At 67.9% G+C, this 11,972-nt stretch carries 12 protein-coding genes; 7 read left to right on the forward strand and 5 right to left on the reverse strand.

What is annotated here, in order from left to right:
* Nucleotides 1-82 precede the first annotated feature (82 nt).
* Nucleotides 83-1,489 carry a secreted hydrolase gene (locus QUE68_RS16875; RefSeq protein WP_286274165.1) on the forward strand — a complete coding sequence of 469 codons (1,407 nt, stop codon included), beginning with the start codon at nucleotides 83-85 and terminating at the stop codon, nucleotides 1,487-1,489.
* On the opposite strand, the gene QUE68_RS16880 is transcribed toward QUE68_RS16875, so the two are convergent.
* The gene (locus QUE68_RS16880; RefSeq protein WP_284227237.1) at nucleotides 1,479-2,675 is read right to left on the reverse strand and encodes a thiolase family protein; all 1,197 of its coding nucleotides are present in this window, start codon (nucleotides 2,673-2,675) and stop codon (nucleotides 1,479-1,481) included. The genes QUE68_RS16875 and QUE68_RS16880 overlap by 11 nt on opposite strands.
* Nucleotides 2,676-2,734: 59 nt before the next feature.
* Here QUE68_RS16880 and QUE68_RS16885 point away from each other — a divergent pair, with 59 nt between their 5' ends.
* Nucleotides 2,735-3,091 (forward strand): Zn-ribbon domain-containing OB-fold protein, encoded by a 357-nt coding sequence (locus QUE68_RS16885; protein WP_286274166.1) that lies wholly within the window; start codon nucleotides 2,735-2,737, stop codon nucleotides 3,089-3,091.
* A gap of 15 nt (nucleotides 3,092-3,106) precedes the next feature.
* On the opposite strand, the gene QUE68_RS16890 is transcribed toward QUE68_RS16885, so the two are convergent.
* Nucleotides 3,107-3,544, reverse strand: coding sequence for a VOC family protein (locus QUE68_RS16890; RefSeq protein ID WP_284235767.1), 438 nt, complete (start codon nucleotides 3,542-3,544; stop codon nucleotides 3,107-3,109).
* A gap of 92 nt (nucleotides 3,545-3,636) precedes the next feature.
* Between QUE68_RS16890 and QUE68_RS16895 the strand changes: the two genes are divergently transcribed.
* Nucleotides 3,637-4,359 (forward strand): SDR family NAD(P)-dependent oxidoreductase, encoded by a 723-nt coding sequence (locus tag QUE68_RS16895; protein WP_284235766.1) that lies wholly within the window; start codon nucleotides 3,637-3,639, stop codon nucleotides 4,357-4,359.
* On the opposite strand, the gene QUE68_RS16900 is transcribed toward QUE68_RS16895, so the two are convergent.
* Both QUE68_RS16900 and QUE68_RS16905 read right to left on the reverse strand, forming a co-directional pair.
* Nucleotides 4,356-4,649: a hypothetical protein gene (locus tag QUE68_RS16900; protein WP_286274167.1), complete on the reverse strand. Its 294-nt coding sequence runs from the start codon at nucleotides 4,647-4,649 to the stop codon at nucleotides 4,356-4,358. The genes QUE68_RS16895 and QUE68_RS16900 overlap by 4 nt on opposite strands.
* Before the next feature lie 288 nt (nucleotides 4,650-4,937).
* Complete coding sequence (locus QUE68_RS16905) at nucleotides 4,938-6,032, reverse strand: DUF222 domain-containing protein (protein WP_286274168.1); 1,095 nt, start codon at nucleotides 6,030-6,032, stop codon at nucleotides 4,938-4,940.
* 345 nt (nucleotides 6,033-6,377) lie between these two features.
* On the opposite strand from QUE68_RS16905, the gene QUE68_RS16910 reads away from it, so the two are divergent.
* Genes QUE68_RS16910 through QUE68_RS16925 form a run of 4 tightly spaced genes read left to right on the forward strand, consistent with a single transcriptional unit; the run spans nucleotide 6,378 to nucleotide 11,029 of the window.
* Nucleotides 6,378-8,159, forward strand: coding sequence for a flavin-containing monooxygenase (locus QUE68_RS16910; RefSeq protein ID WP_284235756.1), 1,782 nt, complete (start codon nucleotides 6,378-6,380; stop codon nucleotides 8,157-8,159).
* Nucleotides 8,156-9,739 (forward strand): SDR family NAD(P)-dependent oxidoreductase, encoded by a 1,584-nt coding sequence (locus QUE68_RS16915; protein ID WP_284235754.1) that lies wholly within the window; start codon nucleotides 8,156-8,158, stop codon nucleotides 9,737-9,739. The genes QUE68_RS16910 and QUE68_RS16915 overlap by 4 nt, the downstream gene beginning before the upstream one ends.
* Nucleotides 9,736-10,614: an amidohydrolase family protein gene (locus QUE68_RS16920; protein WP_286274169.1), complete on the forward strand. Its 879-nt coding sequence runs from the start codon at nucleotides 9,736-9,738 to the stop codon at nucleotides 10,612-10,614. The genes QUE68_RS16915 and QUE68_RS16920 overlap by 4 nt, the downstream gene beginning before the upstream one ends.
* A gap of 28 nt (nucleotides 10,615-10,642) precedes the next feature.
* Nucleotides 10,643-11,029: a DUF2237 family protein gene (locus QUE68_RS16925; protein ID WP_284227245.1), complete on the forward strand. Its 387-nt coding sequence runs from the start codon at nucleotides 10,643-10,645 to the stop codon at nucleotides 11,027-11,029.
* A gap of 11 nt (nucleotides 11,030-11,040) precedes the next feature.
* Here QUE68_RS16925 and QUE68_RS16930 read toward each other — a convergent pair whose 3' ends face one another.
* The gene (locus QUE68_RS16930; RefSeq protein WP_284235752.1) at nucleotides 11,041-11,898 is read right to left on the reverse strand and encodes a PIG-L deacetylase family protein; all 858 of its coding nucleotides are present in this window, start codon (nucleotides 11,896-11,898) and stop codon (nucleotides 11,041-11,043) included.
* Nucleotides 11,899-11,972 lie beyond the last annotated feature (74 nt).

Raw genomic sequence — 11,972 nt, forward strand, 5'->3', positions numbered from 1 at the left:
CGCAGCCTGAGGGCTGAACCCGCCGATGGCTCTGGATTCGAGGGATCCGATGGTAGTAGTTTAATTTAGTGATAATAGCCAGATGGCTTTCGCGCTCAATTTGCGAGGGCAGGTAGCCGTGGTCGACACGACCAGTGCAGAGCTTCGGTATCCGTTCCAATTGGTCCGGGGTGAACCGGAATTCACCTTTCCCGCAGCGGAGGGCATCCATCCCCACTGCCAGTCCGATACCTGGTTCCTTGCGGGTGAACTGACCGGCACGACGTCCGGCCGGAGATTCGCCTTCCTGACGATCTTCAACCAGAACCGCCCCGGCGGAACCATCGTGGCCGACTTCCACACCATGGCCATGTTCAACCTCGATACCGGCGACTACGGGACGTTCACCGACTACGACATGCCGCCGAAGAACATGGCGGAGGGAACCGTCCACAAGATGACCGCGACCACGGGTCATCTCGACATGAGCTTCGACAGTCGTGCGGGCCAGTCCTCGTGGACCGCGCGGCGCGACGCCGACGGGCAGCTGGTCCCGTTCGGATACGACGTGAGGCTGGCCGGTATCGACCAGGCCGGCGCCACGATGGAACTCCGGCTGGAGGTGTCCGCGACGAGGGCGCCGGTGCCCGTGGGCGCCAACACCTACCGCGGCCGGTTCTCCTGCCTCGCCCAGCCTGAGACGTTCTCGTACTTCCAGACCGGCATGGTGATGAGCGGATCGTTGACGTGGGGCGGCCTGACCGAGGAGGTGTCGGGCAGCTCGGGACACATCGACAGGCAGTGGTTCCCCCTACCGGCCGGCGGCGGTGGCACCGGCGGTGATCCGCGCGCAATCTCCTACGAATGGCGCACGATTCACCTGGATAACGGTGCCGACGTGGTCTCCTGGCGACAGTTCGACCGGCGCGACCGCAACGCGAGGCGACCCTTCACCGGCGCCACCGTCGCGTACGCGGAGCCCGGCCGCGAACCGGAATGCGTCGAGGACATCGAGGTCCACACTCACAGCTACGTGCGCTGGCCGGAGTCGGTACGTCAGCTGATGCGCCCACCCGTCGCGGCCCGCTGGATGCCGGATAGCCATACGTTCGTGTCGCGGGCGCTGGACCTCGAACTGACCGGCGTGCCACTGGTCGCCGCACCCGCGCATGCGCTTCCCGTGGAGTACATGGAGGGGCCCTTCACCTTCGAGGGCACCATGCGCGGTGAACCGGTGCGCGGCTTCGGAATCTCGGAGCGTTCCATGGCGCTGTACCGCGACTGGGAGCTCGTCGACGTGCTGGCCGCGACAGTCGCGGACCACGCCGCCCACGATGTGGGTCCCCTGGTGGAGATTCTGCGGCCGATGGTCGTCGACGGCAGCCGGGTTGCCGCACTGGACTACCTCTTGGATACGGTGCGGCCGGCGATAGAGGCGCTGCCCACCGCCGACGAGACGCTCTCTCAGCTCCTCGACGATCTCGCGGCGGCGCTGTCCCTCAGCGAGTGAGCAGCATGCATCCCGCGATCGGTCCGCCACCCGCGGCCACCACCGCAGTGTCCGGGCGCCGTCGCAGTTGCCGTTCCCCCGCCTGACCGCGCAGCTGCAGACACGCCTCGTGCAAAACCCAGTAGCCATGCATACGGCCCGCCGAGAGTTGGCCGCCATAGGTGTTCAGTGGCAGTTCGCCGTCCAACGCGATGCGCGTCGCTCCTTCGACGAAGGGGCCGGCCTCGCCGTCACCGCAGATCCCGAGGGCTTCCAGCCACGCGAACGTGAGATACGTGAAGCCGTCGTACAGTTCGGCCACGTCGAGGTCCGTTGGAGTGAGATCCGTTCGCGACCACATCTGGACAGCCGCCTCGGTCGACGCCATCTTCGGGAAGTCGTCGCGATGGAACCAGCCGCCCGTGCCGTAGGCGCCGCCGACGGCCTCGACGGACACGGGATTCGGACAATCCACCGCGTAGTCGCGGTGCGATACGACCACGGCGATCGAACCGTCCACCGGCACGTCGCAGTCGTATAGACCCAGCGGTGACGAGATGGGCCGAGCGGCCAGGTAGTCCTCCATCGTGATCGGATCGCGATATGTTGCAAGCGGATTCAGTCCGGCGTTGCGCCTGCTGTTGATCGCCAACCAGCCGAGCTGCTCCTTGGTGGTCCCGTAGAGCTCCATATGTCTACGACAGTGCATGGCCACCCAGTTGGAGGCCGAATACGCGTGCGCGGCCAGAAGTTCGCCGATGTCGCCGTTGGCGCCCACCCGCCGCGGCTGCCCCGGCGACCGGGGCTCGGCGGGTGGCGATGTCAGCGCGTTGGGCTCCGGCGGCAGCTCGGCCGACGAATCGATCATCGAGCCGCCGAGCATCGCGACGGTGCGGTACACCAGGACGTGTCGCGACCGGCCCTCGGACACGGCGAGGAAGGCTGACATCAACGGGCTGTACAGGCCCGCGGTGTCGAAACCGGAACTGCGGTTCTCGGCGTCGAGATGCAAGGCTTCGATCACGTGCTGACGCGGGGTATCGCCAAGGGTGGCGATGCCGTCGATGTCGGCGGGCTGCAGGCCCGCGTCGGCAATTGCGGCGCGGGCGGCATCCAACGTCAGTTCGAGACCGGCAATTCCGGTGCGCCGGCCAATGTGGGAGATGCCGACGCCGCTGATGATCGCGTCCTTCTCGAAGTGCGACACGCTCGGCTCCATTCCGCGATCCCCGTCGCCGCAAAGATAGCGGACGGTAACGTGACCCCATGTCAGGTGAGGTGGCCGCACTGGGTGTCGTCGATGGTGAACTCCACGTCCCGTACTGCGTGTCGTGCGCGCGATGGGTTCTGCCTCCCGAATCGTCGTGTCCCCGCTGCGACCAAGCGCTGGGCACCCGGGCGGTATCCGGCGAGGGCACCGTGTTCACCCATACCGTCAACCACCACGCCTTCAACCCCGCGTTGCCGACGCCCTACGTCATCGCGATCGTCGAGCTGGCCGAGCAGGACGATCTTCGGCTGGCTGCCAATATCGTGGATTGTGAACCAGATTCGGTTGAAATCGGCATGGCCGTGGCAGTCCGCGTCGAACGCCAGCAGACGGTGTTCGCGCCACGGCGTTGAGGCGGCGCGAGCGCCCTACTTGGGTACCGGCCTGCTCAACAGCTCGACGGTGACGCCATCCGGGTCGACGACCGTCGCGGTGATGCCGCCCGGTGATGGCATGGTCCGCGGTGTGCCGCCGAGCCCCAGGTCGGCGAGTCGGGCCAGGACTTCGGCGACCTGGACGTGAAAGGACAACAGGAACAGACCGCGGTGCGGTGTCCCCGATCCCCTTTGTTGCCCTCGTATTTCGTCGTCGCCAAGGTCCAGTAACTCGAGGGCGCCGGCATCCGGACTGTCCAGCGAGCCGAGGAAGATCGCCCGCACGTGACTGGTCGGTCGTCCGAGCAGTGGCTCTAGGTCAGCGTCCATGGTGAAGTCCGTCAAGACCGTCAGGCCGATGCCGTCGCGGTAGAACCGAAGGGACTCGTCGATGTCCGCCGCGCACAGCCCCGTGTGGTCGACCATCGCCATGAGTCAAACCCCCACCCTACGAACGCTCACTTGGCTACTCCGATCTCGGTTTCCGGACCCGCCTGGGGATTAGTAGACCATGATGGGCGATCGTGAGAACCGCATTGATCACCGGTGGCAGCGGCGGTATCGGCATGGCCTGCGGTCGCCGGCTCGCCGAAGTCGGCTACGACGTCGTCTTGACCGCGCGGCGGGAGTCCCCGCTGCGGGCCGCCGCCGAGGCGATCGGTGCCCGCTTCGTCGTCGCGGACGCCGCCGATCCCGATTCCTTCCGAGAGGCCGTTGCGTTCGCCGGGCCCCTTCATCTGGTGGTGCATGCGGCGGGCGTCCTCGGGGGGACCTACGTCCGCAAGCAGACCTTCGAGCAGTGGCGCGAGATCATCACCGCCAATCTCGACTCCTGTTTCGTGGTGTCGTCCGCGGCGTTGACGAGAATGGCGGCCGGATCGCGGTTCGTCTTCATCTCGTCGTCTTCGGCACACGATCCGATGCCCGCGAGGACCGCCTACTCGGCCTCCAAGGCGGGTATGAACGCGTTCGCCCGGGCTTTGGCGCGCGAGGTGGATCGCGACGGAATCACTGTGCACACCGTCACGCCCGGCCCCGTGGAAACCGATATGCTGCAGGATGTTCCGTTCGAGATGCATGCGATCCGCGCCTCCGACGTCGCCGATGCCGTCGCCTGGATCGACACCCTCGATTCGTCGGTGGACCTGCCCGAGATCACGCTGAACGCCATCACCCGGGGGCCGACGGCCCGGGCGCCCATCGTGCCGATCGAGGTCGAGCGCAGGCGCGCCGTGGGCGAACCCTAACCCGTATCGAGCATTTCGGCGGCCGCGCGGTTGTGCTCGCGTTCGCGGGCGATGCGGCTGGCGCGGTCTTGGGCGCGGGTGCGCTTGCGCCGCGGCATGGTCAGTCCCGGCGCGTGATTGGCCGGTGGCGGGGTGGCGCCGGTGACCGGTGCGGTGGGTTGACAGAGTTCGGGGAATAGCAGCCGACTCCCCGGGGTGGTGACATGGGTCTGCCCATCGGGTGCGGTCCACTCGACTGTGCCGTCTGGGTATTGCCGGTCTCGCCAGCCGGGCCAGAACGTTTTCAGCAAGTGATGTTGACGGCAAAGCGCTTTCAGGTTGGCGGCTTGGGTCGGACCGTAGGGCCACGGAATCGTATGGTCCACATCGCAATTGGTGGACGGTTCGTGGCAGCCCGGGAACCGACACGTCAGATCGCGGCAGCGGACGAAGTCCGCCAACTTCTTCGACGGCCGATACCGCGGTTCGGGTGGGGCCTGGCCGGGATGGAAGATCCGGGAGATGGCGGCGTTGAGCATGACGCGTCGGAACACCGGCCCCGGCAGGAACCGACCGCGGGTGGTGACGGCGGGCCGGACCTAGCTCAGGAAGCCCGGTGTGCGCGGGATGAGGCCGTCGGTGAGTGGGCGGCCCTCGGGTGGGCGGATGAACACCGGCGGCACGAGCCCGTCGAGACCTGGGTGTTCCTCGGCAGGCGCGCTATCACCGGCGCTATCGAGATCGTCGGTCGTATCGGATGTGGGCGGCGTCTCGGGAAGGTCCGAGGTGCCGTTCTCAAGGTCGCTATCACCGGCGCTATCGAGATCGTCGGGGGCATCGGGGCGGGGCCCATCAGGAGGCGGCGGTGGGGGATCCTGGGCGGGGTCGCCGAGGCTGTCCTGGTGCGCGATGACGTAGACGACCACACCGCTGGCGGGTGGGTTCTGCGCGGCGGTGCAGTCCTCCCTACCGCACAGGCAGGGCAGGCGGTCCTGGTCGCGGCCCAAAGCGCCGATCGCATCGGAGCGGAGCTGATCCCGCGTCCGCGGATCATGCCGACACACCGTATCGGCCATCGCCTCCAACCGGCCGCCGAACGCTTCGGCATCCGGGACGAACAGCGTCGCGAACAACTGCGCCATCCCACTACCGTCGTCGACGTCGATGTCCACGCTGCGGCCCCGCGCGCGGGTCTGGACGCGGTGCAACGCCAACGGGTCGAACCGGGCGATGAAGTCATCGATGGTCCCCTCGGTCCGATCAAGCGACATCGGCTCCCAGGACACCACCGCATCCGCCAGTGCCTCGTCCAGTTGGGCGAGGGCGTCGGGGTCGGTCACCGCGGCCGAGCGGGTCACGATCAGCCGGACCTGCGCCAAGGTCAGCAACCCGGCGGCGAACACCGCGGCGACCTTCGGGAACCGTTCCTTCAACGCCACCGCCGTCAGCAACAGATTCGACACCGACCTACCGCTCATCCGCTGCGCCGCACCGACCTGGTCGCAGACGGCGTCCCAGTTGTCGTGGCACCACTGGTCGCGGTCCGCGGACCCGTCGAGTGCGTACGCGGCCTCCAGGACCGTGACCATGGCCGCCAACCGACGAGCGCATGCCGCGGACTCCACCCGCGCCCACGCACCCACCGCACCGGTGCCATACACACCAGCCGTCGCCGCCACCAACGAATCGAACATGCATTCGAATCTAGGGACCGGCTCCGACCGAAATCGTCGAAACTGCGAGCGAGAACCCCGCCTTGGGGATGAAACGCCAACTGTGGATAACCCACTGTCGGGAGACCAGATTCGTCGGTACTTCATGCTATTCAACGGGCACGACCTCGGCCAGCTGCTATCTTCGTAAAAATAGTGTTTCCGGAGCCCGTTCGGCCACCAGTGCTACCCAAGCCCCAAAGTCGTTGACCAGAAACATGATCCGCATCAGCAACAGCGCCAGACCACGTCCGCCAGGTGACACGCTGGTTGACACCAACGAGAGTTTTTGTAACATCAGCCTTGACGCCGGCGGAAGGGACGATCATGGCCTTCGATCCCGATGCCGTGCACGCCAAGTATCTCGCGGAGCGCGACCGGCGCCTCGTACCGGGGCGCGCGGCGATCCGCGATCTCACCCACGACGAGTACGTCTCCGGCTATCTCGCCGATCCCTTCACTCCGTACGCCCACCGCGAGGCCATCACCGACGACCCCGACGTCGTGATCGTCGGCGGTGGCATCGCGGGCATTCTGGCAGGGGCGCACCTCCGCAAGGCGGGGGTCGAGCGCATCCGCATCGTCGATGCGGCAGGTGGCATGGGAGGCACCTGGTACTGGAATCGCTACCCCGGTGTGATGTGCGATGTCGAGTCCTACCAATACCTTCCGATGCTGGAGGAACTCGGCTACATCCCGTCGCGCCGGTATGCCTTCGGCGAGGAGATCCGGCAACACCTTGACTCCGTCGCCGAGCGTTTCGACCTGGTAGGCGACGCCTTGTTCCATACCGGTGTCACCCACTCGACGTGGGACGACGGCGTGGGCCGATGGACGGTTCGCACCGATCGGGGTGACGAGTTGTCCTGCCGCTACTACGTCTTGGCGGTCGGGATACTCAACCTCTTGAAATTGCCGGCGATTCCGGGCATGGACACCTTCGGGGGTCGTGCCTTCCACACGGCGCGGTGGGACTACGGCTACACCGGCGGCGGTCCCGGTGAGCCGCTCACCGACCTCGGCGACAAGACCGTCGCGCTGGTCGGGACGGGGGCAAGCGGGTTGCAGTGCCTGCCACCGCTCGTCGCGGCCGCCAAACACGTGTACGTGTTTCAGCGCACGCCGTCGGCGATCGGCGTGCGGGAAAACCGTCCCACCGATCCGGCGTTCGCCGACGGGCTCGAGCCGGGCTGGCAGAAGAACCGGATGGACAACTTCCAGTCGATCATGCTGGGCCGACCCGTTGAGGCGGACCTGACCGACGACGGTTGGACGCATCACTACGCCGCGGTCCAGAATCCGCCGCGGATCAAGGGTGCAAGCGTCGAGGAATTCATGTGCGCCGCTGAGGAACTCGACTACGGGATCATGGAGGAGCACCGTCGCCGGGTCGACCAGCTGGTCGACGACCCCGCTGTCGCGGCCGTGCTCAAGCCCTACTACCGGTACCTCTGCAAGCGACCGTGTTTCCACGACGAGTACTTCGGCGCGTACAACTGCGACAACGTCAACCTGGTCGACTGCCCGGAGGGTATCGAGGGCATCACCGAGCGAGGCCCGGTAGCCGGCGGCCGGCAGTACGACGTCGACTGCATCGTCTACGGCACCGGCTTCGAGGCCGAGCTGACGCCACTGCAGCGCCGGGTCGGCCACGACATCGTCGGCCGCGGTGGCGTCTCGCTCGCCGAGAAGTGGGGAGACGGTGCCGCAAGCCTCTTCGGAATGATGAGCCGCGGCTTCCCGAACATGTTCGTGATGCCTGCACCCGGCCAGCAAGCCGTCGTCACCGTCAACTACACCCAGATCGCCGTCCTGGGCGCCGAATTCATCGCCGGGACAGTGCAACTGCTCGAGGAGCGGGGCGCGGTGTTCGACGTGGGCGCCCAGGCGGAGGCCGAGTGGATCCAGCGCATCGTCGAGACCTACGTCGATCCCAGCGCGGTGATGTCCGCCTGCACGCCGTCGCGCATCAACAACGAGGGCAACCCGGGCGGCATCAGGGCACGTGACACCAACTTCGGCCGGGGGTTCGGTGACTACTTCGCCTACCGTGAACTGCTCGAGAAGTGGCTCGCCGCTGGCGACCTCGCCGGACTGGACCTGGCGTGACCGAGCGTCAGCGGGTGGTCGTCGTCACCGGCGGGGGCGGCGGGATCGGTGCCGCCATTGCCGAATCGCTAGGTCGGGCAGGCGCTTTCGTCGTCACAGTGGATCCGCTGGTCTCCATCGACGGTTCCGAACGGCTCCCCCCGCCCGAAGAGACCACGGCGGGTCGCATCGTCGCGTCAGGCGGTACGGCGCGGGCGTCCGGAGTGTCCGTGACCGACGAATCCGGGATCCGCCGGCTGTTCCACGAGCTCGCCGAAGAGTTCGGCGGGCTCGACGCCGTCGTCAACGTCGCGGGCATCAGCCGTCCCACCGGCTTCGCCACGGGGAGCGCCGAAGATTGGCGCAGCGTGCTGTCGGTGCACCTCGACGGGTACCGCAACGTCCTCGGAGCTGCCCTCCCTCTGATGGCGGCGGCGGGACGCGGGCATGTCCTCGGTGTCACCTCCGGGTCTGGCTGGCGGCCGGCCGACGCCGGCGCCTACGGTTGCGCCAAACGTGCCGTCGCTGCGCTCACCTGGCAGCTGGGTCGGCACGCGCCGGAGGGGGTCGTGGTCAACGCCATCTCCCCGATCGCCGCCACCCGCATGGTCACTGCCGCGCTGGGTAATTCACGGCCAGCGAGCGGTGCCGCCACCGGCGGACTGTCCCTGGGCTCGATGCCCGCGCCCGAGCAACTCGGACCGCTGGGCGCTCACCTGGTGGACGGCACCTTCGCCGCGTGTCACGGCCGCGTGCTGTTCGCCGCCGGATCCGAGATCGCGGTGATCGACGAGCCACGCCTGATCGAGGTGGTGCGCAGCGAGGGCGTGCCGTCAGCCGCGTGTCTCGTCGAGGCGGCGACCACCATCGCCCTGGCTCCGGCCCAGACTCGCCAGGTCAGCGGGGGCGGTAGCAACGCGCGCTTCGGCGCGCTGTTCGAGGCGCCGTCGGCCGACGGCCTTCCCACCAGCCCCGTGCGATCGTGCGCGGTCGTGACCGACCGGCCCCTGGTGGCGACGGCACTGGCCGACGCGCTCGCTGCCTGGGGCGTGGCATCGCATGCGATCGACTCCCCCACGGCGCTGGCCTCCCTCGACGCTCTCGACGCCGTCGTGGTCGCCATGGCCGGCGCAGACGAGACCGAGGCGGCGACGTCAGCGTGGCAACGCATCCTCGACGAGCACGCCGACATCGCCGAGCAGATCCACGCCGACGCCCGATGGGCGAGAGCCGTCGCCGACCTCGCCGTGGACGAGCAACGTCCCATTCGCCTGGTGACCGTCACCGCGGCCACCACCGCAGGCGGCCGCACCCGGGCTCAGGCCGCCGCGCAACTCGCTCGAGCCGGCCGGGCCGCCACCGGCGACCTCGTGTGGGCGTTCGCGATCAGCGCGGAATCCGAGGACGTCCCGGCGCGATTCGCCGCGCACTTGGCCTGTAGCCCCGAGGCCGTCAGCCTGGCGGGCGCCGAATTGGCCTCGCAGACGAGCTGGTTCGGCCTGCGTAGCCACCCGCGCCCCATCGGCAGCATCAGCTTCGGCGGGCCCGCCGTGCCTGGCTGGTTCGACGACGTGCTTCGAGAGATCGTGGCACCGCGGTGACGACTCCCGCGGCAAGGCCGACCCGAATCGTCGATACCCACGTCCACCTGTGGGATCCGGCACGCACCGATTGGTACCCCTATCTCTCGACGGGGCAGGCGCAACTCGACATGGGTGACGTCACGGGGATGAGCCGCCGCTTCGACGCCGCGACCTACATGGCCGAGTCCACCGGCTGGAACGTCGAGAAGCTGGTCAACGTCGCTGCAGCCACCGGGGGGCACTCGATCGCCGAAACCCTCGAGCTCGATCGGCGAGCGAATACCGACGGTCATCCGGACGCGATCATCGGAGGGCTGCCGCCCACCGATTCGGTCGCCGATGCAGTGGCCGCCCTGGACGCCCAGCTGGCGGCATCGCGGTTCCGCGGCGTGCGCCCGATGGGAGCGGTCGAGGGATCCCTTCCGCAGCCGGAAGTGCTTCGCGCCCTTGCCGAAAGGGCCCTGCTGTTCGAGGTGATGTCACATCCCGATCAACTGGTGGACATCGCCGGGGCTCTGGAGGCGCACGGTGACCTGGTCGTGGTCATCGAGCACGTGGGCTGGCCCCGCAATGGTTCGGACGCCGAGCGCACCCTCTGGGCCGAGGGCATCGACGCGTTGGCGGGTCTCGGCGACAACGTCTTCTGCAAGCTCTCCGGTCTGGCGATGCCGCTCGCATCGATGGCGGTCGAGGCGCAGGCGCCCTGGCTCGAATACGCCATCGACGCCTTCGGCGTCGACCGCTGCATGTTCGGGAGCAACTTCCCCGTCGACGGGATGCACGGCACCCTCGACCAGCTGCTCACCACCTTCTCGACCATCACCGCGGGCCTCGACGCCGTCGCCCGTGACAAGGTCCTCGCCGCCAACGCGGAACGCGTCTACCGCTGCTAGCCGGGCCATGGCGAGGGATACTGTCGACATGGCTGATCTCAACGTGCTCGGTGGACCGCTCGATCCCTGTGGTACGGAGCCGATGACGGGGTTCCATCGGGACGGCTGCTGCTCGACTGGTGCCGAGGACGTCGGGCTTCACACGATCTGTGCGGTCGTCACTACCGAGTTCCTCGAGCACCAGCGCAGCATCGGGAACGACTTGTCGACGCCGATGCCGCAGTACCGGTTCCCTGGCCTGGTGCCCGGCGACCGCTGGTGCGTCACTGCCGTGAATTGGCTACGCGCACAACAGGATGGGTATGCCGCCCCGGTGGTGCTGGCCGCCAGCCACGAACGCACACTGGACGTCGTGGCCCTGGAGGTGCTGCGACAGCACGCCGTCGACGTGCCCGACGACCTGGGCAGCCTCTGAGACTGCCGTCATCAGGCTGAGGCCGTCGCGCCGAAGAAGTCCCGCTCGATCTCACCCACCGGAGTGCCGACGGGTGGATACGCCCGCACGTATTCCTCTACCCGCGCAACGGATTTCGCCGATTCACCGGCCATCGTAAACAGCCGCAGCATCACCGCGGCATCGGATTGGCTGGCATGCGCCGCCAGTGCCGCCAGCTTTTGAGCCCAGAACGCCCCCACGTCGATGACTGTGGTGACCTCGGAGTCGTCGACGCCGAGTTCGTCGGGTGGCACCCAGGCGTCGGCACCGAAGGCGCCTCGCACGTCGGACTGCACCGCCCGCAGCCGGCTGAACGACATCGCGATGTAGTAGAGCCGTGGAACGTGGCCGCCCCGTGCGTCATTCGCGATGGCACCGTGCGCCGCGGCGACGAGTTCGTGTGTGCGGATGTGGTCCGGATGTCCGGACAGCCCGTTGGGCGGGTAGGTCACCAGCACGTCCGGCTCATAGCGGCGGATGAGCTCGACCACGCGCGTCATCATTGGCCCTGACGGGCGCACGCTGAAGGCGTCCGCCGCGACCCGTTCATCGTCGGCGGGCAGCCCCGAATCCGGGTAGCCGAGCTCCACGACCTCACCTACCCCCAGCGCGGTGGCAGCCGCGGCCAGCTCCCCCGAGCGGTGCGCCGCCACCCGACGCGGATCGTGTCCGTCGTCGCCGGGTTTCGCCCCGGTGTCACCGGCGTCGCCCCTGGCGCCGTCGGTACAGGTCACCAGGACGGTGTGGCACCCCGCGGCCGCGTAGCGCGCCAGGGTGCCACCGGTCTGACTGGACTCGTCGTCGGGGTGGGCGTGCACGATCATCAGCACCGGTACGCGCTCGGTCATTGGCATCACCATGCGCCGATCTCTTCGGATGCGCCAGACGGAACCGGACACTGGAGGCATGACCTGCACGGATG

It is taken from the genome of Mycolicibacterium sp. TUM20985, assembly GCF_030295745.1.
GTDB lineage: Bacteria > Actinomycetota > Actinomycetes > Mycobacteriales > Mycobacteriaceae > Mycobacterium.